General features: G+C 71.4%; 18 protein-coding genes and 1 riboswitch. Of the genes, 16 read left to right on the forward strand and 2 right to left on the reverse strand.

Features of this window, described 5'->3' with window-relative positions:
* Positions 1-91: 91 nt before the first annotated feature.
* On the reverse strand, positions 92-802 hold the full coding sequence (locus AB0D57_RS39445) for a class II aldolase/adducin family protein (protein ID WP_362085107.1): 711 nt from the start codon (positions 800-802) through the stop codon (positions 92-94).
* Between the two features lie 197 nt (positions 803-999).
* Here AB0D57_RS39445 and AB0D57_RS39450 point away from each other — a divergent pair, with 197 nt between their 5' ends.
* The 10 genes from AB0D57_RS39450 to cobI all read left to right on the forward strand — a co-directional run bounded on the left by AB0D57_RS39450 (position 1,000) and on the right by cobI (position 14,993).
* The gene (locus AB0D57_RS39450) at positions 1,000-1,749 is read left to right on the forward strand and encodes a lysozyme (RefSeq protein ID WP_362085110.1); all 750 of its coding nucleotides are present in this window, start codon (positions 1,000-1,002) and stop codon (positions 1,747-1,749) included.
* 180 nt (positions 1,750-1,929) lie between these two features.
* Positions 1,930-3,162, forward strand: a complete 1,233-nt coding sequence (locus tag AB0D57_RS39455) for an inorganic phosphate transporter (RefSeq protein ID WP_362085113.1) — start codon at positions 1,930-1,932, stop codon at positions 3,160-3,162.
* Between the two features lie 12 nt (positions 3,163-3,174).
* Positions 3,175-3,396, forward strand: a complete 222-nt coding sequence (locus tag AB0D57_RS39460) for a hypothetical protein (RefSeq protein ID WP_362085116.1) — start codon at positions 3,175-3,177, stop codon at positions 3,394-3,396.
* Between the two features lie 276 nt (positions 3,397-3,672).
* A riboswitch (cobalamin riboswitch) is annotated at positions 3,673-3,816 on the forward strand.
* A gap of 117 nt (positions 3,817-3,933) precedes the next feature.
* Positions 3,934-4,875, forward strand: coding sequence for a cobalamin biosynthesis protein (locus AB0D57_RS39465; protein WP_362085119.1), 942 nt, complete (start codon positions 3,934-3,936; stop codon positions 4,873-4,875).
* The gene (locus AB0D57_RS39470; protein WP_362085122.1) at positions 4,872-6,380 is read left to right on the forward strand and encodes a cobyric acid synthase; all 1,509 of its coding nucleotides are present in this window, start codon (positions 4,872-4,874) and stop codon (positions 6,378-6,380) included. Before AB0D57_RS39465 ends, AB0D57_RS39470 begins: the two co-directional genes overlap by 4 nt.
* On the forward strand, positions 6,377-10,027 hold the full coding sequence (gene cobN, locus AB0D57_RS39475; RefSeq protein WP_362085125.1) for a cobaltochelatase subunit CobN: 3,651 nt from the start codon (positions 6,377-6,379) through the stop codon (positions 10,025-10,027). Before AB0D57_RS39470 ends, cobN begins: the two co-directional genes overlap by 4 nt.
* Positions 10,028-10,196: 169 nt before the next feature.
* On the forward strand, positions 10,197-12,203 hold the full coding sequence (locus AB0D57_RS39480; protein ID WP_362085128.1) for a putative cobaltochelatase: 2,007 nt from the start codon (positions 10,197-10,199) through the stop codon (positions 12,201-12,203).
* Complete coding sequence (gene cobO, locus AB0D57_RS39485) at positions 12,203-12,802, forward strand: cob(I)yrinic acid a,c-diamide adenosyltransferase (protein ID WP_362085131.1); 600 nt, start codon at positions 12,203-12,205, stop codon at positions 12,800-12,802. Before AB0D57_RS39480 ends, cobO begins: the two co-directional genes overlap by 1 nt.
* Complete coding sequence (locus tag AB0D57_RS39490) at positions 12,796-14,265, forward strand: cobyrinate a,c-diamide synthase (RefSeq protein WP_362085134.1); 1,470 nt, start codon at positions 12,796-12,798, stop codon at positions 14,263-14,265. The genes cobO and AB0D57_RS39490 overlap by 7 nt, the downstream gene beginning before the upstream one ends.
* The gene (gene cobI, locus AB0D57_RS39495) at positions 14,262-14,993 is read left to right on the forward strand and encodes a precorrin-2 C(20)-methyltransferase (protein ID WP_362085137.1); all 732 of its coding nucleotides are present in this window, start codon (positions 14,262-14,264) and stop codon (positions 14,991-14,993) included. The genes AB0D57_RS39490 and cobI overlap by 4 nt, the downstream gene beginning before the upstream one ends.
* Before the next feature lie 11 nt (positions 14,994-15,004).
* Here the strand turns inward: cobI and AB0D57_RS39500 are convergent, their stop codons facing one another.
* On the reverse strand, positions 15,005-15,733 hold the full coding sequence (locus AB0D57_RS39500) for a ZIP family metal transporter (RefSeq protein ID WP_362085140.1): 729 nt from the start codon (positions 15,731-15,733) through the stop codon (positions 15,005-15,007).
* 118 nt (positions 15,734-15,851) lie between these two features.
* Here AB0D57_RS39500 and cobM point away from each other — a divergent pair, with 118 nt between their 5' ends.
* The 6 genes from cobM to cobC are packed head-to-tail and all read left to right on the forward strand — an operon-like array spanning position 15,852 to position 22,259.
* Positions 15,852-16,676, forward strand: a complete 825-nt coding sequence (cobM, locus tag AB0D57_RS39505; protein WP_362085143.1) for a precorrin-4 C(11)-methyltransferase — start codon at positions 15,852-15,854, stop codon at positions 16,674-16,676.
* Positions 16,673-17,941: a precorrin-6y C5,15-methyltransferase (decarboxylating) subunit CbiE gene (gene cbiE, locus AB0D57_RS39510; protein WP_362085146.1), complete on the forward strand. Its 1,269-nt coding sequence runs from the start codon at positions 16,673-16,675 to the stop codon at positions 17,939-17,941. The genes cobM and cbiE overlap by 4 nt, the downstream gene beginning before the upstream one ends.
* Positions 17,938-19,629 (forward strand): precorrin-3B C(17)-methyltransferase, encoded by a 1,692-nt coding sequence (cobJ, locus tag AB0D57_RS39515; protein WP_362085149.1) that lies wholly within the window; start codon positions 17,938-17,940, stop codon positions 19,627-19,629. Before cbiE ends, cobJ begins: the two co-directional genes overlap by 4 nt.
* Positions 19,626-20,243 (forward strand): precorrin-8X methylmutase, encoded by a 618-nt coding sequence (locus tag AB0D57_RS39520; RefSeq protein ID WP_362085152.1) that lies wholly within the window; start codon positions 19,626-19,628, stop codon positions 20,241-20,243. The genes cobJ and AB0D57_RS39520 overlap by 4 nt, the downstream gene beginning before the upstream one ends.
* Entirely contained in the window at positions 20,240-21,187 is a 948-nt protein-coding gene (locus tag AB0D57_RS39525; RefSeq protein WP_362085155.1) for a sirohydrochlorin chelatase, read from the forward strand. The genes AB0D57_RS39520 and AB0D57_RS39525 overlap by 4 nt, the downstream gene beginning before the upstream one ends.
* Positions 21,177-22,259 carry an Rv2231c family pyridoxal phosphate-dependent protein CobC gene (gene cobC / locus AB0D57_RS39530; protein WP_362085158.1) on the forward strand — a complete coding sequence of 361 codons (1,083 nt, stop codon included), beginning with the start codon at positions 21,177-21,179 and terminating at the stop codon, positions 22,257-22,259. Before AB0D57_RS39525 ends, cobC begins: the two co-directional genes overlap by 11 nt.
* The last annotated feature ends 127 nt before the right edge of the window (positions 22,260-22,386 follow it).

Genomic DNA, 22,386 nt, shown 5'->3' on the forward strand with positions numbered 1-22,386 from the left:
CCTCCGCCTTGCAGCCGCACGCACCAAGCCCCGCTCACCGGCACCTACGAGGTGCCGGTGCTTCCCTGCAACCTGATCCGCCGGACAGGCCCTAGCCCCCTTGCCCGTACGTCCGCAATCGTTCCGCCGCCTCCCCCACCTGCTCCCCCGACAGGAGCGTGGGGGTCAGTCCCGGCACGGACGACGCCAATAGCCACACACGGCACATCCATTCCAGCTGGGCGGTGCGGTCGTACGCCTGGGTCAAAGAGTCTCCGTAGGCGATGGTGCCGTGGTTCTGGAGGAGGCAGGCCGTGCGGTGGGTGAGGGCCTGGAGCATGTTCTCGGCCAACTCGCTGGTGCCGTATGTCGCATAGGGGGCAACACGGACCGGTCCACCGAGGGATCCCGCCATGTAGTGGATCAGCGGGAGCTCGGAGACGAGCGTCGAGACGGCCGTCGCGTGCGGGGCGTGGGTGTGAACGACGGCATGCGCGTCGGTGGCGCGGTAGATCGCGAGATGCATCGGCAGTTCACTCGTCGGAAGGAGCGAACCGAGCACCTGCCGGCCGTCGCGGTCGACACCGACGACGGCGTCGGGCGTCAGCCGGTCGTACGGCACTCCCGTCGGCGTGACCAGGACGGTATCGCCGATCCGTACCGAGACATTGCCGGACGTACCGACGACCAGCCCGTCGGCCACCGTCCGGCGGGCCGTCGCGACGAGTTCGTCCCACGCGTCCGCCACCTCCCGCCCACGCGCACCCTGTGCACCCTCCCCCACGTCACCCGTATCCCGCGCGTCCCGCCGCTGCTCAGCCATGCCGCGATCCTGCCAGGCACGGTCGTCGATCTGCCGTCGGCGAGGGCACTGTAGGGCGGAACCTACGCGTCCGTAAGGTCGCATATCGCCATAGATCCCCCCTCCGGCAGCGATTGGCCGACGATCGACGGGCTGCCGATGATCTTCAGTTAATCTCTGGGGGATTTGTCGTGCACACTGCCATTCCGGGGGGAAATGTGGCTCGTGATCACAAACCATTCCGTCGTCGTGCCCGCGTCATCGCGGCATCGGCCACCGTGGCGGCGCTGACCGCCGGAGGGACCGCCCTCGCCGGGTTTCCGGTCTCGGCGGCGAGCAAACCCAAGGGACATGACGTCTCCTCGCACCAGAAGAACGTCAACTGGCAGAGTGCGAAAGCAAAGGGCGCCCGGTTCGTCTACGTCAAAGCGACCGAGTCCCACACGTACCGCAATCCGTATTTCAGCCAGCAGTACAACGGGGCGCGCGACACGGGGATCATCCGCGGCGCCTATCACTTCGCGGTGCCGAACAAGTCGTCCGGCACCGCCCAGGCCGCGCACTTCGTGCGCAACGGCGGCGCCTGGCGCGCGGACGGCTGGACGCTGCCGCCCGCGCTCGACATCGAGTACAACCCGTACGGCAAGAAGAAGTGCTACGGCCTGAGCAAGGCCAAGATGGTGAGCTGGATCAAGGCGTTCAGTGCCGAGGTCAAGCGGGAGACCGGTCGCCGTCCGGTGATCTACACGACCACGCACTGGTGGAACACCTGCACCGGCGGCAGCCGCGCCTTCGCCACGAACCATTCCCTGTGGCTCGCCCGCTACGACTCGGCGGACGCGGGGACACTGCCGGCCGGCTGGTCGTTCTGGACGTTCTGGCAGTACGACAACAGCGGCACGCTGCCGGGTGACCAGAATCTCTTCAACGGATCCCTGACTCAGCTCAAGAAGTTCGCCAAGGGCTAGCGGAGCCCAGTATTCCGCCTCCGTTCGAGTCCCAGGGCCGCCCCTCCGGCATCACCGTCATCACAAGCGGAGGGGCGTTCCGCCGTTTGAGACACCCCTACGCCCGCCCCAGTTCATCTTCCGTTCACCCAGGTTGCCTACGGTCCCCCTGCCACTGACGTCCAACAGAAGCCTGGGTAAATGGAACACATCACGCTGCTCCTTGCTGTCGTGATCGTGACCGCTCTCGTGTTCGATTTCACGAACGGTTTCCACGACACTGCCAACGCGATGGCGACGACCATCTCGACCGGCGCTCTGAAGCCCAAGACGGCGGTGGCCATGTCCGCCGCGCTGAACCTCGTCGGTGCGTTCCTCTCCGTGGAGGTCGCCAAGACGATCTCCGGCGGGATCATCAACGAAGAGGGCATTCGCACCGAAGTGATCTTCGCGGCGCTCGTCGGCGCCATCCTGTGGAATCTCCTGACCTGGCTTCTGGGTCTGCCCTCCAGTTCCTCCCACGCACTCTTCGGCGGCCTCATCGGCGCCGCGGTCATGTCGGCCGGCTGGTCGTCGGTGAACGGTTCGACCGTCGTCACCAAGGTGCTGATCCCCGCGGTCGCCGCGCCCATCGTGGCCGGACTCGCCGCGATGCTGGCCACCCGGCTGACGTACCGGATCGGCAACCGTGCCGACGAGAAGGCGACCGCCAAGGGCTACCGCGCGGGCCAGATCGCCTCCGCCGGACTGGTCTCCCTCGCCCACGGCACCAACGACGCGCAGAAGACGATGGGCATCATCACCCTCGCTCTGGTCACCGGCGGTGTCATCGCCCCGGGCTCGAACCCTCCCGTCTGGGTCATCGTCTCGGCCGGCGTGGCCATCGCGCTCGGCACCTACCTGGGCGGCTGGCGCATCATCCGCACCATGGGCAAGGGCCTCACCGACCTCGCGCCGCCGCAGGGCTTCGCCGCCCAGACCAGCGCCGCGAGCGCCATCCTGGCCTCCTCCCACATCGGCTTCTCGCTCTCCACCACCCAGGTCTGCTCCGGCGCCGTGATGGGCTCGGGCCTCGGCCGCAAGGGCGGTGTCGTCCGCTGGTCGACCGCGACCCGGATGTTCGTCGCGTGGGGCCTGACGCTGCCCGCCGCCGGTCTGGCCGGCGCCTGCGCCGAGTTCCTGACCAAGCAGGGCACGTGGGGCATCATCCTCACCGGCGCGCTGCTCGTGGCCGGCTCCGGCGCCATCTGGACGCTCTCCCGCCGCCAGCCGGTCACCGTCGACAACGTCAACGAGGTCGCCGCCGAGCCCGCGGGCGTCGTCACCACGGCGATCGCCGCGGTCACCCCGCCGCCCGCCGGCACCGTCACCGACGACCTGAAGGCCACCATCCCGTCCCCGGGCACGGAGCCCACCCAGCCGGCCACGGTGTAAGGAATCAACAGCATGCACATCGACTGGGCAGCCCTGGGCTCCGTCTTCGGAGTCAGCCTCGTGACCACCGTGGCCCTCGTCGGCCTCTTCACCCTCGGCATCGTCGGCCTCTCCAAGCGCGAGTCGGCGTCGGCGCAGGGCGGCTCGGCCACGCTCGCGGTCACCGGCGCGTACGTCTGCTTCGCGGCGTGCGCGGCGGCGGTGTCGTACGGGATCTATCTGATCGTGGCCTGACAACACCGCGCGCTCCTGGACCCACCGCACTGCCTTCGCCCGCGCCGCACGGTCCTCGCCGCCCTGTTCATCGGTCGCCCTTTCCGGGCGCCGGCGAGCAGGGCGGTTCCTTTTTGGGGCACTTCGGATGGCTACGCTCCGCAGCCACAAGCACAGCCACGAAATGCCGCCCCTCACAGGGAAATTCATGCCAATTCGGTCTCGGCGGGCAGGTCGGCGCGGTAGCGGTGTGGGCCTCGGCACACTCTCCCCGCGCAGGTCAACAGCAAGTTGACGGGTCTTCCGACCCCGTGGTGGACTGCCGGAGCCAAGTACGGCGACAGGAGAGGAAGCCGGTGTGAATCCGGCGCGGTCCCGCCACTGTCACCGGGGAAGGAAGTCCCCGGGAGCCAGGAACTCTCATCGCCGGTCTCGTCGAACCAGGGCGTGGACACCCTGAGTGAGGACATATCGCCATGCGCGGCTGCCCAAGTGCGTTGCCTAGGACGCGAACGACCCGAACGACGGTTGTGCCCGACCTGACGGTCGGCTGAACCGATGCGTGCCGATCGCGTCTTCGCGTACGGCGCCGCCGCCGGACTCCTCGGTGACCTGCTGCTGGGCGATCCGCGCCGCGGGCATCCGGTGGCCGCGTTCGGGCGGGCCGCCGGTGCCGTGGAGCGAGTGCTGTGGCGCGACCACCGCGGGTGGGGCGCACTGCACACGGCCGTGTGCGTGGGCGGCGCCGCCGGGATCGCGGCGCTCGCGAGCCACTCCGTACGTCGATCTCGTACCGCTTCCGTCGCGCTGACCGCCGCCGCCACCTGGGCCGTCGTCGGAGGGACCTCCCTCGGGCGGGAGGCCCGGACGATCGGCGACGCGCTCGCGGTCGGTGATGTCGAGGCGGCCCGGGAGCGGCTGCCGCATCTGTGCGGGCGGGATCCCCAGGCTCTCGACGCGGACGGCGTCGCGCGGGCCGTCGTCGAGTCCGTCGCCGAGAACACCTCCGACGCCGTCGTGGGAGCTCTGGTGTGGGGGGCCGTGGGGGGCGTTCCCGGGCTGGTCGCCTTTCGCGCCGTGAACACGCTCGACGCCATGGTCGGGCACAGGTCCGCCGAGTACCGGCGGTACGGGTGGGCTTCCGCGCGGCTCGACGATGTCGCGGGATGGCCGGGGGCGCGGCTCACGGCCGTACTCGCCGCTGCGGCCGGAGGGGATCCGCGGGGCGCCGTGCGCGCCTGGCGTGCGGACGCCCGCAAGCATCCGAGCCCCAACGCCGGACCCGTGGAGGCCTCGTTCGCGGGGGCGCTCGGGGTGCGGCTCGGCGGGACCCTCTCGTACGGAGGAAGGGTCGAGCACCGGCCCGTACTCAATGACACGGGTCGCGCCGTCCGAGTCGGCGACATCGAGCGGGCGGTACGGCTGTCGCGGCGCGTGAGCCTGCTCGCGCTCGGCGTGTGCGCTGTCGGACGGATGCTTTCCAAGGGAGACACATCATGAGCGGCGGTCTCCTCGTCGCCGGCACCACCTCCGACGCCGGCAAGAGCGTCGTGACCGCCGGGATCTGCCGGTGGCTGGTGCGGCAGGGGGTCAAGGTCGCGCCCTTCAAGGCGCAGAACATGTCGCTGAATTCGTTCGTGACGCGTGAGGGCGCCGAGATCGGGCGGGCGCAGGCCATGCAGGCGCAGGCCGCGCGCGTCGAGCCCACCGCGCTCATGAATCCCGTGCTGCTCAAGCCCGGCAGCGACAGGAGCAGTCAGGTCGTCCTCATGGGCAAGCCCGTGGGTGAGATGACCGCGCGTGGCTATCACGGCGGTCGGCAGGAGGCTCTCCTCGGGACCGTGCTGGACTGCCTCGCCGCATTGCGGGGCACGTATGACGCGGTGATCTGTGAGGGGGCCGGCAGTCCTGCCGAGATCAATCTGCGGCGGACCGACATCGTGAACATGGGGATCGCCCGCAATGCCCGGCTGCCCGTGCTCGTCGTCGGCGACATCGACCGTGGGGGCGTGTTCGCCTCGTTCTTCGGGACGGTCGCGCTGCTGAGCCCGGAGGATCAGGCGCTCGTCGCCGGGTTCCTCGTCAACAAGTTCCGCGGCGATGTGTCCCTGCTGGAACCCGGGCTCGAGATGCTGCACGGCCTCACCGGGCGCCGCGCGTACGGCGTGCTGCCCTTCGCGCACGGCCTGGGCATCGACGAGGAGGACGGGCTGCGGGTCTCGCTGAGGGGCGCGGTGCGCGAGTCCGTGGTCGCTCCCCCCGTCGGCGAGGACGTACTGCGCGTCGCCGTCTGCGCGATCCCCCTCATGTCCAACTTCACGGACGTGGACGCCCTGGCCGCCGAGCCGGGTGTCGTCGTGCGGTTCGTGGACCGGGCCGAGGAACTGGCCGACGCCGACCTCGTCGTCGTACCCGGAACCCGGGGGACGGTGAAGGCACTGGAGTGGCTGCGCGAGCGCGGACTCGCGGACGCCATCGAGCGGAGAGCCGCACAGGGCCGTCCCGTCCTCGGAATCTGCGGGGGCTTCCAGATCCTCGGCGAGCACATCGAGGACGAGGTCGAGTCGCGCGCCGGTCATGTCGACGGGCTCGGACTGCTCCCCGTACGCGTGCGGTTCGCGCGCGAGAAGACCCTCACCCGGCCCGTCGGGGAGGCGCTCGGCGAGCATGTCGAGGGGTACGAGATCCACCACGGCGTCGCCGACGTCACCGGCGGGGAAACCTTCTTGGACGGCTGCCGGGTCGGCGCCGTCTGGGGCACGCACTGGCACGGTTCGCTGGAGTCGGACGGGTTCCGGCGGGCCTTCCTGCGCGAAGTGGCGGCCGCCGCGGGCCGCCGGTTCGTGCCGGCCGCCGACACGTCGTTCGCGGCGCTGCGCGAGGAGCAGCTCGACCGGCTCGGCGATCTGATCGAGGAACACGCGGACACGGACGCGCTGTGGCGGCTCATCGAGTCCGGCGCGCCTTCAGGACTGCCCTTCATTCCACCGGGAGCGCCCGCATGAGCACAGTGTTGTTGTTGTCGACCGCCGACACGGATCTGCTGGCGGCCCGTGCCTCCGGCGCCCCGTACCGGATCGGCAATCCGACCCGCGTGGATGTCGCGGGCGAGCTGCCCGGACTCGTCGAGGGCGCGGACCTCGCCGTCGTACGGCTGCTGGGCGGCAAGCGCGCCTGGGAGGACGGGCTCGCCTTCCTGAAGGCGTCCGGCATCCCGACCGTGCTGCTCGGCGGGGAGTCCGTACCGGACGCCGAGCTGATGGCCGAGTCGTCCGTGCCGGCCGGTGTCGTGGCTGAGGCACTGCGCTACCTCGTCGAGGGCGGCCCGGACAACCTGACCGAGCTGGCCCGCTTCCTCTCCGACACCGTGCTGCTCACCGGCGAGGGCTTCGAAGCGCCACGGAAGATGGCCGAGTACGGCATCCACGGCGAGCGTGCGTTCGTCGAGGGCCGCCCGACGATCGGCGTGCTCTTCTACCGGGCGCACGAGCTGTCCGGCAACACCGCCTTCGTCGACACGCTGTGCGACGCGATCGAGGCGCGAGGGGCCAACGCCCTTGCCGTGTACTGCGGTTCGCTGCGCGGCGCCGACGCGGGACTGTACGAGATCCTCGGGAAGGCCGACACGCTGGTCGCGACCGTGCTCGCGGCGGGCGGCACGCACGCCTCGCAGGCATCCGCCGGCGGTGACGAGGAGGCCTGGGACATCGGGGCGCTCGGCGACCTCGACGTCCCTGTCCTGCAAGGACTTTGCCTCACCTCCTCGCAGGCCGCGTGGGAAGCGTCGGACGCCGCCCTCTCCCCCATGGACGCGGCGATGCAGGTCGCGATCCCGGAGTTCGACGGGCGGCTCATCACCGTGCCGTTCTCCTTCAAGGAGCAGGGCCCGGACGACGTTCCGGTGTACGTCGCCGACCCCGAGCGGGCCGCGCGCGTCGCCGGAATCGCCGTACGCCACGCCCGGTTGAAGCACAAGCCGAACGCGGACAAGAAGCTCGCGCTCGTCTTCACCGCCTACCCGACCAAGCACTCCCGGGTCGGCAACGCGGTGGGGCTCGACACGCCCGCCTCGGCGGTGCGGGTGCTGGACGCCCTCAAGGACGCGGGGTACGTGGTCGAGGGCCACCCCGACAACGGCGACGAGCTGATCCACCGGCTCATCAACGCCGGTGGCCACGACGTCGAATGGCTCACCGAGGAGCAGTTGGCGGCCGCTCCCGCGCGCGTGCCGCTCGCCGACTACCGGGCCTGGTTCGACAAGCTCGACCCCGAGCTGCGCAACGGCATGCTCGAGGCGTGGGGCGAGCCGCCGGGCTCCCTCTACGTCGACGGGGACGACATCGTGCTGGCCTCCCTCCAGTTCGGGAACGTCGTCGTGATGATCCAGCCGCCGCGCGGCTTCGGCGAGAACCCGATCGCGATCTACCACGACCCGGACATGCCGCCGTCGCACCACTACATGGCCGCGTACAGGTGGCTGGAAAACTCCTTCGGCGCCGACGCCGTCGTGCACATGGGCAAGCACGGCACGATGGAATGGCTGCCGGGCAAGGGACTCGGGCTCAGCGGGGGCTGCGCGCCCGACGCCGTACTCGGCGAACTCCCCCTCATCTACCCGTTCATCGTCAACGACCCCGGCGAGGGCACCCAGGCCAAGCGCCGCGGGCACGCCACCGTCGTCGACCACCTCGTACCGCCGATGGCCCGCGCGGACACGTACGGCGATCTGGCGAAGCTGGAGCAACTCCTCGACGAGTACGCGCTCGTGTCCGACCTGGACCCGACGAAGGCGCCGGCCGTGCGCAGCCAGATCTGGACGCTGGTGCGAGCTGCGGAACTCCATCACGACCTGCATGTGGACGACCAGCCGGACGAGGACGCGTTCGACGAGTTCGTCATGCACATCGACGGCTATCTGTGCGAGATCAAGGATGTGCAGATCCGGGACGGGCTGCACATCCTCGGCGGCGGGCCGGAGGCCGAACCGCGGGTGAATCTCGTGCTGGCCGTGCTGCGGGCCTCGCAGGTGTGGGGCGGCGCGGCGAACGCGCTGCCCGGGCTGCGGGCCTGCCTCGCCGAGCACTTCGGCCTGGTCGAGAAGGAGTTGCTCGCCGAGCCGGGCGCGCCGGTGAAGGTGCCGGACGGGCTGACCTCACTGGTCGAGGGGCCCGCACGCACGGGAGCCGACGCAATCGACCTGCTGGAGCAGCTGTGCCGCCGGTTCGCCGAGGGCATGGAGGAACGCGGCTGGGACACGGCGGCCGTTCCCGCTCTGGTGCGCGAGGTCGTGGGCGCCGAACTGCCGGATGCAGTCGCGGTGTTGAAGTTCGCGTGCGACGAGGTCGTGCCGCGGCTCGCGAAGACGACCGACGAGATCGACCACATCCTCAAGGCACTTGACGGCGGTTACGTCCCGGCGGGCCCGTCCGGCTCGCCAACCCGTGGGCTCGTCAACGTCCTGCCGACCGGCCGCAACTTCTACTCCGTCGACCCCAAGGCCATTCCGTCCAGGCTCAGTTGGGAGGTCGGCCAGGCGCTCGCCGACTCGCTGGTGCAGCGGTATCTGACCGACACCGGCGAGTACCCGAAGTCCGTCGGCCTGACGGTCTGGGGTACGTCGGCCATGCGGACGCAGGGCGACGACATCGCCGAGATCCTCGCGCTGCTCGGCTGCCGTCCCGTGTGGGACGACGCGTCGAGGCGGGTGACCGGGTTCGAGGTGGTGCCGGTGGCGGAGCTGGGGCGGCCTCGTATCGACGTCACGGTGCGTATCTCCGGGTTCTTCCGGGACGCGTTCCCACACGTGGTCGGGCTGATCGACGACGCGGTGCGGGCGGTTGCGGAACTGGACGAGCCCGCCGAGTCCAACTTCGTGCGGGCGCACGTGGACGCGGATGCCGCCGAGCATGGCGACCGACGGCGGGCGACCGCTCGTATCTTCGGCTCCAAGCCGGGGGCTTATGGCGCCGGGTTGCTGCCGCTGATCGATGCGCGGAACTGGAGGAGCGACGCGGACCTGGCCGAGGTGTACGCGGTGTGGGGTGGTTACGCCTACGGGCGGGGGCTCGATGGGCGGGCGGCCCGGGGGGACATGGAGACGGCGTTCCGGCGGATCGCGGTGGCCGCGAAGAATGTCGACACACGGGAACATGATCTTGTCGACGCCGACGACTATTTCCAGTACCACGGCGGCATGGTCGCGATGGTGCGGCATCTGACGGGGGCGAGTCCGGAGGCGTACGTCGGTGACTCCGCCACGCCCGACCAGGTGAAGACGCGGACGCTGGGCGAGGAGACCCACCGGGTTTTCCGGGCGCGTGTGGTCAACCCTCGCTGGATGAGCGCCATGAGGCGGCACGGCTACAAGGGTGCTTTCGAGATGGCGGCGACTGTCGATTACCTGTTCGGGTACGACGCGACGGCAGGTGTGGTCGACGACTGGATGTACGAAAAACTGAGCGCCGAGTATGTCTTCGACCCGGAAAACAAGCAGTTCATGCAGAAGTCCAACCCGTGGGCTCTCAGGGGCATCACCGAACGGCTGTTGGAGGCCGCCGACCGCGGTCTGTGGGCGGAGCCGGAACAGGAGACCCTGGACCGGCTCCGCGCGACCTACCTCGAACTTGAGGGAGATCTGGAGGGGGACGAGTGATCTCCCGCCGAATCCCCGCGTGCGCGGGGAGCAGACCAGCACGCCGCCGACAGCTGGCGACACCGCCGGACCATCCCCGTGTATGTGGGGAGCAGGGAACCAAGTTGACCGATCGTGCGCCTCAAATCCGTCATTTTCACCGTCTTTCACTCCCAGGGGGGACTGCAGCGTGAGCACGCACTTCCCATTCACCGCCGTCGTCGGGCAGCAGGACCTGCAGCTTGCCCTGCTGCTCAACGCCATCGCACCGAATGTCGGCGGCGTGCTCGTCCGTGGAGAGAAAGGCACCGCCAAGTCCACGGCTGTACGCGCACTTTCGGCGCTGCTGCCCGGGGTCGACGTCGTCGCCGAGTGCCGGTTCTCCTGTGCGCCGGCTTCCCCTGATCCCGCCTGCCCGGACGGGCCGCACGAGGCCGGTCCCGGTACGAAGCGTCCCGCGCGGATGGTCGAGCTGCCCGTCGGTGCCTCCGAGGACCGGCTCGTGGGAGCCCTCGACATCGAGCGGGCGCTCGCGGAGGGCGTGAAGGCCTTCGAGCCGGGGCTGCTGGCCGACGCGCACCGTGGGATTCTGTACGTCGACGAGGTCAATCTTCTTCACGACCACCTGGTCGACCTGTTGCTGGACGCGGCCGCGATGGGTGCCTCGTACGTCGAGCGTGAGGGTGTCTCCGTACGGCATGCCGCCCGTTTTCTGCTCGTCGGGACCATGAACCCCGAGGAGGGTGAGCTCAGGCCTCAGCTCCTCGACCGGTTCGGGCTGACCGTCGAGGTCTCCGCCTCGCGGGAGCCTGATCAGCGGGTCGAGGTGGTCAGGAGGAGGCTCGCGTACGACGACGATCCGGAAGGCTTCGCAGCGCGGTGGGACGACGAGGAGTCCGCCGTACGGGCCCGGATCGTGGCGGCGCGTGAGCTGTTGCCGTCCGTGCGGCTCGGCGACGGTGCGCTGCGGCAGATCGCGGCGACTTGTGCTGCCTTCGAGGTCGACGGGATGCGGGCCGACATCGTGATGGCGCGGACGGCGGTCGCGCTGGCCGCATGGGCCGGGCGGACCGACGTGCTCGCGGAGGATGTGAGGCAGGCCGCGTTGCTCGCTCTGCCTCATCGGCGGCGGCGGAATCCCTTTGATGCGCCCGGACTTGACGAGAACAAGCTCGACGAGACGCTGGAGGAGTTCGGCGAGCAGGGCGGCAGCGAGGACGATGATCCGGATCCGGACGGGCCCGGTGGTGGCGGGCAGCCTCCGCAGGACGGGCCGGACGGCGACTCCCCCGCCGGTGACGTCCCGGCGCAGGGCGAGCCCTCGGAAGAAGGGCACGCGCCGGCCGCGCAGGGTGGTGGCGAGCAGTCTCCCGTACGGGCCTCCGAACCCTTCCGCACGAAGGCGCTGAGCGTGCCCGGTATCGGTCAGGGTGCCGCCGGACGGCGTTCGCGGGCGCGGACCGAGCATGGGCGGACGACCGGTGCACGGCGGCCTCAAGGGGCGCTCACCAAGCTGCACTTGGCTGCGACCGTGCAGGCTGCCGCACCGCACCAGCGGGCGCGGGGGCGCACTGGATCTGGGCTTCTCCTGCGTCGTGACGATCTCAGGCAAGCGGTGCGCGAAGGCCACGAATCCAATCTCGTGTTGTTCGTCGTCGATGCTTCCGGGTCGATGGCGGCCCGGCAGCGGATGAGTGCCGTGAAGGGGGCCGTCCTTTCGCTGTTGCTCGATGCCTATCAGCGGCGGGACAAGGTGGGGCTCGTGACCTTTCGGGGGACGGGTGCCGAGGTCGCGTTGCCTCCTACCTCGTCCGTCGACGCGGCTGCGGCTCGGCTGGAGTCGCTGCCCACCGGTGGGCGGACTCCGCTCGGCGCCGGGCTGCTCAAGGCGCATGACGTACTGCGGGTGGAGCGGCTGCGGGATCCGGCGCGGCGGGCGCTCGTCGTGGTCGTGACGGACGGGCGGGCGACCGGGGGGCCGGAGCCGGTCGCGCTGGGTGCGCGGGCGGCTCGGCTGTTCGCGGCCGAGGGGGTTGCTTCCGTGGTCGTCGACTGTGAGTCGGGAGTTGTTCGGCTGGGGCTTGCGTCGCAGCTCGCCGGTGACCTGGGGGGTACCGCTGTGACGCTCGATGAACTGCGGGCCGACTCAATTGCCGGGCTGGTCAAGGACGTTCAGGGCAACAGGAGGGCCGCGTAATGCCGCAGGGGCAGCCGAGTGTGGTGCCGGACGACGGTCTGACGACACGCCAGCGTCGGAATCGGCCGCTGGTCGTGGTGCACACGGGGATCGGCAAGGGCAAGTCGACGGCCGCGTTCGGGCTTGCGCTGCGTGCCTGGAACCAGGGGTGGCCCATCGGGGTGTTCCAGTTCGTCAAGTCGGCGAAGTGGAAGGTCGGGGAAGAGAACGCGCTGCGCGTGCTGGGTGCGTCCGGTGAGGGCGGGTCCGTCGACTGGCACAAGATGGGCGAGGGCTGGTCGTGGGTGCAGCGCGACTCCCAGATGGACAACGAGGAGAAGGCCCGCGAGGGCTGGGAGCAGGTCAAGCGGGACCTCGCCGCCGAGACGTACAAGCTGTATGTCCTCGACGAGTTCGCCTACCCCATGCACTGGGGGTGGGTGGATGTCGACGAGGTGGTGGCCGTGCTGCGGGATCGGCCGGGGACTCAGCATGTCGTGATCACTGGGCGGAACGCCCCGGAGAAGCTCGTCGAGTTCGCTGATCTTGTGACGGACATGTCCAAGGTCAAGCACCCGATGGACGCCGGTCAGAAGGGTCAGAGGGGCATCGAGTGGTGACATCCGTCCCTCGGCTGGTCATTGCCGCGCCCGCTTCGGGGAGCGGCAAGACCACCGTTGCCACGGGGTTGATGGCGGCCTTCGCCTCGCGGGGGCTTGCCGTGTCCCCGCACAAGGTGGGGCCCGACTACATCGATCCCGGGTATCACGCGCTCGCCACCGGGCGTGTGGGGCGGAATCTCGACGCGTATCTGTGCGGGGCGGACTTGATCGCGCCGTTGTTCGCGCAGGGGGCGCGGGGCTGCGATCTCGCTGTTGTCGAGGGTGTGATGGGGCTGTACGACGGGGCCGCCGGGCAGGGGGAGCTGGCCTCGACGGCTCATGTCGCGAAGCTGCTTCGGGCGCCGGTGGTGCTTGTTGTGGATGCCTCGTCGCAGTCTCGGTCCGTGGCCGCGCTCGTGCATGGGTTTGCCTCCTGGGATCCCGAGGTGCGGGTTGCGGGGGTGATCCTGAACAAGGTCGGGTCCGAACGGCATGAAGCCATGCTGCGGGAGGCTCTCGACGAGTCGGGGGTGCCGGTGCTCGGTGCGCTGCGGCGCGCCTCGCAGGTGAGTACGCCCTCGCGGCATCTGGGGCTGGTGCCTGTTGCCGAGCGGCGTGGGGAGGCGTTGGAGGCCGTGGCCGCGCTGGCTGAGCAGGTGCGGCGTGGGTGTGACCTTGATGTGCTGTTCGCGCTGGCGCGGAGTGCGCCCGCGTTGTCCGGTGCGGCTTGGGATGCGGCTGAGGTGGTGGGTTCCTCGCCCCCGCCGCCCCTTCCCGTTCCCAAACTTGGGGGCTCCGCCCCCAAACCCCCGGTCGCCCGAAGGGCTCGTCCTCAAACGCCGGACGGGCTGGATGGTGCCCGGCGCGGGCTGCGCAAGGCACCCGTAGTCGCCGTTGCCGGTGGCCCCGCCTTCACCTTCTCCTACGCCGAGCATGCCGAATTGCTCGCCGCCGCCGGTGCCGAAGTCGTCACCTTTGATCCGCTGCGGGACGAGCAACTGCCCGAAGGGACGGGCGGGTTGGTCATCGGGGGCGGGTTCCCGGAGGTGTACGCCCCCGAGCTGTCCGCCAACGAGCCGCTCCGTAAGGCCGTGGCCGACCTCGCGCTCAGTGGGGCGCCCGTCGCCGCCGAGTGTGCCGGGCTGCTGTATCTCTCCCGGGAGCTCGACGGGCAGCCCATGTGCGGGGTGCTCGACGCCACGGCACGCATGGACGCGCGGCTGACGCTCGGCTATCGGGACGCGGTGGCCGTCAGCGACAGCGTGCTCGCGCCCGCCGGGACCCGGATGCGCGGTCACGAGTTCCACCGGACCGTCGTCGAACCCGGTGCCGGGGCGGCGCCCGCCTGGGGGGTGCGCGCCCCTGAGCGGCGCGTCGAAGGTTTCGTACAACAAGGTGTGCACGCGAGTTATCTGCATACGCACTGGGCGTCCGAGCCCGGTGTCGCCCGTCGGTTCGTGGAGAGGTGCCTGACGTCATGAGCAGCAAGCTGATCGGTGTCGGGGTCGGGCCCGGTGACCCGGAGCTGGTGACCGTCAAGGGCGTCAACGCGCTGCGCGCCGCCGAGGTCGTCGTCGTCCCGGTCATGGACAGTGGTGAGCGGGGACGCGCCGAGGCCACCGTCCTGCACTACGTGCCCGAGGACAAGGTCGTACGGGTCGTGTTCGCGCTCAACGAGCGGACCGACCGGGGGCGCCGTGAGGCCGCCTGGGATGCGGCCGGCGCGCGGGTCGCCGCGCTGCTGCGCGCGCACAGCAGCGTCGCCTTCGCCACCATCGGCGATCCCAACGTGTACTCGACCTTCACCTATCTCGCGCTGACCATCGGGGAGCTGGTACCGGGGACGGAGATCGAGACCGTGCCCGGTATCACCGCCATGCAGGATCTGGCGGCGCGGTCGGGAGCCGTGCTCACGGAAGGGACCGAGCCTCTCACTCTCGTGCCCGTCACCGCCGGGGCCGCCGTGCTCAAGGACGCGCTGAACGGGCCCGGCACCGTCGTCGCGTACAAGTTCGGGCGGCAGGCGCAGGAGGTGGCGGAGGTGCTGCGGGAGACCGGGCGGATCGACGGTGCCGTGTGGGGCTCGGCGCTCGGGCTCGAGGGCGAGTCCATCCGGCCCGCGGCCGACCTCGACGGCGGGCCGCTGCCGTACCTCTCCACGCTCATCGCGCCCGCCCGGCGCGATGGCGGGCGCGGCGGAAAACTGTGAACGCCGGAAGATCACCCGGCGATGCCCACCACCAGCCAGATGAAGGCCGCCCCCGCGATCGTGCACAGCAGGGTCGAGCGGGCCGGGTGCTCGTGGTGCGCCTCGGGAAGGATCTCGGCGGCGGCGAGGTACAGGAGTACGCCGCCGAAGAGGCCGAGGTAGCAGCCGAGCAGTCGCTCCGGGATGTGGAAGAAGAGCGTGGAGGCCGCGCCCACCACCGGGGCCGCCGCGTCCGCGAACAGCATCATGATCGCCTTGCGGCGCGCGTTTCCGTACAGGCTGGTGATCGTGTACGTGTTGAAGCCGTCCGCGAAGTCGTGGGCGATCACCGCGAGGGCGACGGCCAGGCCCATGCCACCGCCGACCTGGAAGGCGGCGCCGATCGCCACCCCGTCCATGGCGCTGTGACCGACCATGGCGGCCGCTGCCGTGAGGCCCACCTCGGGCGCGCGTCCGCCGTTCTCCTCGCCGCCGTGCGCGGCCTGCCGGTGGGCCAGCAGGCGTTCCACCAGGTGGGCCAGCAGGAACCCGGCGACGAACAACAGCAGCGCGGCCGGTACGCCGAAGACCTCGTCGCCCGCCGCGTCCAGCGCCTCCGGCAGCAGGTCCAGGCCGACCACGCCGAGCATCAGCCCGCCGGCCAGGCCCAGCACCAGATGACGGCGGTCGGTCACGCGCAGTGCCGTCCAGCCGCCGGCCAGCGTCATCAGGAACGCGCCGAGCGCGACGAGGACCGCCATAAGCCCTTGCTATCCGATCAAGGCCCGTTCGCGCACGCCCGACGGCCGCGCGCCCACTGACTTCTCGTAGTAATCGCACTTGGCAGTCATCGCACTTGTAGGAGAGGACCGAATTTCCATGGCCGATGCCCCCACCGGCAAGGTGACCTTCGTCGGGGCCGGGCCCGGCGCCGCCGACCTGCTGACGTTCCGGGCCGCACGCGCCATCGCCGAGGCCGACGTCGTGATCTGGGCGGCCAGCCTGGTGCAGGCCGAGGTCCTCGAGCACGCGCGCGAGGGTGCGGAGATCCTGGATTCGGCGACGATGTCCCTCGAGGACGTCGTGGCCGTGTACGAGCGGGCTTTTCGACACGGTCTGAAGGTGGCCCGGATCCACTCCGGCGACCCCGCCCTCTGGGGCGGTACGCAGGAGCAGCTCGACCGGTGTACCGACATCGGGGTGGCGACGGAGATCATCCCGGGCGTCTCGTCCTTCTCCGCCGTGGCCGCGCTCGCGCAGCGCGAGCTGACGATTCCCGAGGTCGCGCAGTCCGTCATCCTCACCCGGCTCGGCGGGGGCAAGACGCCGATGCCGCCCGGGGAGGAAGTGCGGGAGTTCGCGCGGCACGGCACGACCATGGCGCTGTTCCTGTCGGCCGCCCGCAGCGGCCAGCTCGTACGGGAGCTGCTGGAGGGCGGCTATCCGACGTCCACGCCGGTCGTCGTCGCGTATCAGGCGACCTGGCCGGAGGAGCTGATCGTGAAGTGCACGATCGAGACGCTGGAGGAGACCGTCAAGGAGCACAAGCTCTGGAAACACACCCTCTTCCTGGTCGGCCCGGCGCTCGACGCGAGCGGCACCCGCTCGCACCTCTACCACCCCGGTCACTTCCACGGCTTCCGCAAGGCCGACCCGCAGGCGCGCGCGGAGCTGCGCGCGGCGCGTAAGGGCAGTCCTTCGTGATCACCGTCTTCGGTACGGGGACGGGGGCGCCGCTTCCCAGGGACGCCGAGGCCGCTCTCGCCGACGCCGGGCTCGTGGTGGGGGCCCGGCGGCATCTGGCGGCGGCGCGGCTGCCGGAGGGGGTGGAGCGGATCGTTCTCGGGTCGCTGGCACCCGCGTTGGACATCGTCGAGCAACACGTGAAGAAGGGGCAGAAGCAGAGCCGGGTCGTCGTGCTCGCCTCCGGGGACCCCGGGTTCTTCGGGATCGTACGGGCGTTGGCGGAGCGGTTCGGGGCGGAGCGGCTGGATGTGCGTCCCGGTGTCTCCTCCGTCGCGACCGCCTTCGCGCGGCTCGGGCTGCCCTGGGACGACGCGGTGGTGGTGAGCGCCCATGGGCGGGAGCTGCGTACGGCCGTGCAGGTCTGCCGGTCCCACCCGAAGGTGGCCGTCCTGACGGGACCCGGCTCCGGGCCCGCCGAACTGGGCGCCGCCCTCGCCCACGCCTGCGCCGATCGCGTCCTCGTCGTGGCGAGCGCGCTGGGCGACCCCGAGCACGAGCGGGTGGAGCGGGTCACGCCCGCCGAGGCCGCGGCCCGCGACTGGGGTACGGCGGTGAGCGTCGTCCTGTGCCTGGCTCCGACGCGCACGCGCACCCTCGCTCCGGTGCGGACGGTCGCCGGGCCACCGCCCGGGCCCGCCCGATGGGCCCTGGACGAGAGCGAGTTCGCGCACCGCGACTCGATGATCAGCAAGTTCGAGGTGCGGGCGCTCGCGCTGGCCAGGATCGGGCCGCGCCTCGGCGAGCTGGTCTGGGACATCGGCGCGGGCTCCGGGTCCGTCGCCGTCGAGTGCGCGCGGTTCGGCGCGGCCGTCACCGCGGTCGAGAAGACCCGGGACGGCTGCGAACGGATCCGCGCCAACGCCGAGGCGCACGGCGTCGATGTGCGGGTGGTGCAGGGCGCCGCGCCCACGGTGCTGTCCGATCTGCAGGACGATCCGGACGCCGTGTTCATCGGCGGTGGGGGGCGCGAGCTGCCCGCCATCGTCACGGTCTGCGCGGGGCGGGCCCGGCGCGCCGTCGTCGTCGCCATGGCCGCGCTCGACCGGGTTCCGGCGGCGCGGGACGCGCTCACCGGCGCCGGGTTCGACTGCGACGGCGTCCTGCTGCAGTCGTCCCGCCTCGCACCGCTGCCGGGTGGGGTCACCCGGCTCGCGGCCACCAATCCCGTTTTTCTGCTGTGGGGCGTCCGGCCTCCGGCCCGTATCGAAGGAGTCCCCCAGTGATCGGCCTGATTTCCGCCACGGCGGCGGGCGCGGCGGCCCGTGACCGGCTGGCCGCGGCCTGGCCCGCCCGTACGCGGGTGTACGAGGGGTCCGTCGGGGACGCCGTGCGGCGGGCCTTCGCGGAGTGCGACCAGCTGGTGTGCTTCCTGGCCACGGGCGCGGTGGTCCGGCTCGTCGCACCGCTCCTGGGCGACAAGACGTCCGACCCGGGGATCGTGTGCGTCGACGAGGCGGGGCGGTTCGCCGTGTCCCTCGTCGGGGGCCATGGTGGCGGCGCGAATGAACTCGCCCGCGAGGTGGGCGAGTTGCTCGGCGCCGAGCCGGTGGTGACGACGGCGACCGACGCGGTGGGGATGCCCGGCCTCGACACCCTCGGCTTCCCCGTGGAGGGGGACGTCGCCGGGGTCACCCGGGCCCTGCTGGACGGTGAACCCGTCGCCCTGCACGCCGAGTTGGCGTGGCCGCTGCCTCCGCTGCCGGTCACACGGGAAGGCGCGTACGCGATCCGGGTCACCGACCGTCTCGTCCCGCCCGCCGACCAGAACGTGGTCCTGCGGCCACCGTCCCTCGTCGTCGGCGTCGGCGCCTCCAAGGGCGCCCCCGTCGACGAGGTCCTCGGGCTCGTCGAGGACGCCCTGCGGGACGCCGGACTGTCCGCGAAGTCCGTCGCCGAGCTCGCCACCGTCGACGCCAAGGCCGACGAGCCGGGCATCGTCGCGGCCGCCGAGCGGCTCGGCGTGCCCGTGGTGACGTACAGCGCGCAGGAGTTGGCAAAGGTCGACGTGCCGAACCCCTCGGACGCGCCGCTCACCGCCGTCGGTACGCCGTCCGTGGCCGAGGCCGCCGCGCTCGTACGCGGGGGTGAACTCCTGGTCCCCAAGCGGAAGTCGGAGCGTGCGGACGGTACGCCCGCGATGGCGACCGTCGCGGTCGTACGGCGGGTGGCGCGCGGTCGGCTCGCGGTGGTCGGTCTCGGGCCCGGCGCCCGCGATCTGCTCACTCCGCGCGCGAAGGAGGAGCTGCGACGGGCGTCGGTGCTCGTCGGGCTCGACCAGTACGTCGACCAGATCCGCGATCTGCTGCGGCCGGGCACCCGGGTCCTGGAGTCGGGGCTCGGCGCCGAGGAGGAGCGGGCGCGTACCGCGGTGGCCGAGGCACGGCGCGGGCAGGCCGTCGCGCTGATCGGCAGCGGGGACGCGGGCGTGTACGCGATGGCGTCGCCCGCGCTGGCCGAGGCGTCGGACGACATCGACGTGGTCGGCGTGCCGGGCGTGACGGCCGCCCTCGCGGCCGGCGCGATCCTCGGCGCGCCCCTCGGCCACGACCACGTGTCGATCAGCCTCTCCGATCTCCACACCCCGTGGGAGGTCATCGAGCGGCGGGTACGGGCGGCGGCCGAGGCGGACATCGTGGTCACCTTCTACAACCCCCGTAGCCGGGGCCGCGACTGGCAGCTCCCGAAGGCGCTGGCGATCCTCTCCGAGCACCGGGAGCCGACGACGCCGGTCGGTGTCGTACGCAACGCTTCCCGCCCGGACGAATCCAGCCGTCTGACCACCCTCGCGGGTCTGGACCCTGCGACGGTGGACATGATGGCGGTCGTGACCGTGGGCAACACGGCGACCCGTGAGATCGCCGGGCGTATGGTGACGCCGCGCGGCTACCGCTGGCAGGAGGAGCCCAAATGAGCCGAGTGAGCCAGGTGTTCCCGCAGGCCCGGGTCGTGCACCCCATCGAGCAGGAGTCCTTCCGGCGGCTGCGTGCCCGTCTGGACACCTCGCACTTCGCGCCGCTGACGCGCGCGGTCGTGGAGCGGGTCATCCACTCCGCGGCCGACCTCGACTACGCGGACGATCTCGTCATGGACGAGGGCGCGCTGGAGCGGGCGCACGCGGCGCTGCACGCCGGGGCGCCGGTCGTCGTGGACGTGGAGATGGTCGCGGCGGGCATCACCCGCCGGGACACCGTCTGCCGTCTGAAGGACGCCGAGTCGGGCCCTGGCCTGACCCGTTCGGCGCATGCGATCCGGCTCGCGTACGAGGAGGTCGGGCCCGGTGCGCTGTGGGTGATCGGCTGTGCGCCGACGGCCCTGGAGGAACTCCTCACCCTGCACGCCGATCCGGCACTCGTCATCGGTCTGCCCGTCGGCTTCGTCGGTGCCGCCGAGTCCAAGGCCGCGCTGCGCGAGAGCGGGCTGCCCGCTGTCAGCAACGTGTCCGAGAAGGGCGGTTCGGCGGTCGCCGCCGCCGCGCTCAACGCCCTGCTGTACCACCCCGTATCCAAGTCCAAGGAGAAAACGTGACCACCCCGCCCCCCGCCCTGCTCATCGCCGGACACGGCACCCGGGACGAGGCCGGCGCCGAGGCCTTCCGCGACTTCGTACGGGAGCTGGGGCGCCGGCACCCCGAGCTGCCCGTCGCCGGCGGATTCATCGAGCTGTCGCCGCCACCGCTGACCGAGGCGGTGGGCGAGCTGGTGGACCAGGGGGTACGTCGGTTCGCCGCCGTCCCGCTGATGCTGGTGTCCGCCGGGCACGCCAAGGGGGACATCCCGGCGGCGCTGGCCCGCGAGAAGGAGCGGCACCCCGGGATCTCCTACACGTACGGGCGTCCGCTGGGCCCGCACCCGTCGCTGCTGGCCGTCCTGGAGCGACGGCTGGACGACGCGCTGGGCTCCACGGTCCGTACGCCCGCCGACCGGGCCGACGTGACCGTGCTGCTCGTCGGACGCGGCTCCACCGACCCGGACGCCAACGCCGAGGTGCTCAAGGCGGCGCGGCTGCTGTGGGAGGGGCGCGGGTACGCCGGGGTGGAGACGGCCTTCGTGTCGCTGGCGGCGCCGGACGTGCCGTCCGGGCTGGACCGCTGCGTGAAGCTGGGCGCGCGCAGGATCGTCGTACTCCCCTACTTCCTCTTCACGGGAATCCTCCCGGAGCGGGTGCGGCAGCAGACCGAGGGCTGGGCGGCCGCGCACCCCGACGTCGAGGTGCGCTCCGCCGATGTCATCGGCCCCGAGCCGGAGCTGCTCGACCTGGTCATGGAGCGCTACCGCGAGGCCGTGCAGGGCGATCTGCGGATGAACTGCGACTCGTGCGTGTACCGCATCGCGCTGCCCGGCTTCGAGGACAAGGTGGGGCTCCCGCAGCAGCCGCACTTCCATCCGGACGACGACGGCCACCATCACCACGGCGATCATGCACACTCCCACTCCCACTCCCCTTCCCCCTCCGCCTCCCATGCGCACTGAGGGCCAGTACGGGGGCGACGACGCGCACGACCTGCGGCACCACGGGGACGTCGAGGTGCGGGACGACGGCTCCGCGCTCACCGATCTCGCCGTGAACGTGCGCGCGGACACGCCTCCGGCGTGGTTGCGCGAGCGGATCGCCGCGTCGCTGGGCGGGCTCGCGGCCTACCCCGACGGGCGGGCCGCGCGGGCCGCGGTGGCGGCGCGGCACGGGCTGCCCGTCGAGCGGGTGCTCCTCACGGCCGGCGCGGCCGAGGCCTTCGTGCTGCTCGCGCGCGGCCTGAAGATCCGTCAGCCCGTCGTTGTGCACCCGCAGTTCACCGAGCCGGAGGCGGCCCTGCGGGATGCCGGTCACCGCGTCGACCGGGTCCTGCTGCGGGCGGAGGACGGCTTCCGGCTGGACCCCGCGGCTGTTCCGGAGGACGCGGACCTGGTCGTGATCGGGAATCCGACCAATCCGACGTCGGTGCTGCATTCGGCTGCCGCCGTCGCCGAACTCGCCCGGCCCGGCCGGACGTTGGTGGTTGACGAGGCGTTCATGGACGCGGTGCCGGGTGAGCGGGAGGCGCTGGCCGGGCGGACGGATGTGCCCGGGCTGGTGGTGTTGCGGAGTCTGACCAAGACGTGGGGGCTGGCCGGGCTGCGGATCGGGTACGTCCTGGCCGCTCCCGAGACGATCGCGGAGCTGTCGCGGGCCCAGCCGCTGTGGCCCGTCTCCACGCCCGCCCTCGCCGCGGCCGAGGCGTGCGTCTCGCCTCGGGCGCTCGCGGAGGCCGCCCATGTGGCGCGCCGCGTCGCCTCGGACCGGGACCATCTGGTCGCGGGGCTGCGGGAGTTCGGGTCCGACGGGTTGCGGGTGGTGGAGCCGGCGGGCGGTCCGTTCGTGCTGGTGCGGCTGGATCGAGCGGCGGATGTGCGGCGTCACCTGCGGGGGCTCGGGTTCGCGGTGCGGCGTGGGGACACGTTTCCCGGGCTGGGGGAGGAATGGTTGCGGATCGCCGTGCGGGACCGGGCCACGGTCAACGGTTTTCTGCAGGGGTTGGATCGGGCGATGGCTTTGGCCGGGCGGTGAGGGCGGGGTGAGGTGAGGTTTCTCGCCCCCGCCGCCCCACCCGTCCCGTTGTCAGCCCGTCCGGCGTTTGAGGACGAGGCCGTTCAGGCCGAACGGGGGTCCGGGGGCGGAGCCCCCGGGGATGGGA

The sequence above is a fragment of the Streptomyces sp. NPDC048275 genome (assembly GCF_040652275.1).
In the GTDB taxonomy this organism is placed as follows: domain Bacteria; phylum Actinomycetota; class Actinomycetes; order Streptomycetales; family Streptomycetaceae; genus Streptomyces.

Excerpts from the sequence above, each read along its gene's own strand:
- AB0D57_RS39445 (WP_362085107.1), bottom strand. The coding sequence starts at position 802 with ATGGCTGAGCAGCGGCGGGACGCGCGGGATACGGGTGACGTGGGGGAG.
- AB0D57_RS39455 (WP_362085113.1), top strand. The coding sequence starts at position 1,930 with ATGGAACACATCACGCTGCTCCTTGCTGTCGTGATCGTGACCGCTCTC.
- AB0D57_RS39460 (WP_362085116.1), top strand. The coding sequence starts at position 3,175 with ATGCACATCGACTGGGCAGCCCTGGGCTCCGTCTTCGGAGTCAGCCTC.
- AB0D57_RS39465 (WP_362085119.1), top strand. The coding sequence starts at position 3,934 with ATGCGTGCCGATCGCGTCTTCGCGTACGGCGCCGCCGCCGGACTCCTC.
- AB0D57_RS39470 (WP_362085122.1), top strand. The coding sequence starts at position 4,872 with ATGAGCGGCGGTCTCCTCGTCGCCGGCACCACCTCCGACGCCGGCAAG.
- cobN (WP_362085125.1), top strand. The coding sequence starts at position 6,377 with ATGAGCACAGTGTTGTTGTTGTCGACCGCCGACACGGATCTGCTGGCG.
- cobO (WP_362085131.1), top strand. The coding sequence starts at position 12,203 with ATGCCGCAGGGGCAGCCGAGTGTGGTGCCGGACGACGGTCTGACGACA.
- cobI (WP_362085137.1), top strand. The coding sequence starts at position 14,262 with ATGAGCAGCAAGCTGATCGGTGTCGGGGTCGGGCCCGGTGACCCGGAG.
- AB0D57_RS39500 (WP_362085140.1), bottom strand. The coding sequence starts at position 15,733 with ATGGCGGTCCTCGTCGCGCTCGGCGCGTTCCTGATGACGCTGGCCGGC.
- cobM (WP_362085143.1), top strand. The coding sequence starts at position 15,852 with ATGGCCGATGCCCCCACCGGCAAGGTGACCTTCGTCGGGGCCGGGCCC.
- AB0D57_RS39520 (WP_362085152.1), top strand. The coding sequence starts at position 19,626 with ATGAGCCGAGTGAGCCAGGTGTTCCCGCAGGCCCGGGTCGTGCACCCC.
- cobC (WP_362085158.1), top strand. The coding sequence starts at position 21,177 with ATGCGCACTGAGGGCCAGTACGGGGGCGACGACGCGCACGACCTGCGG.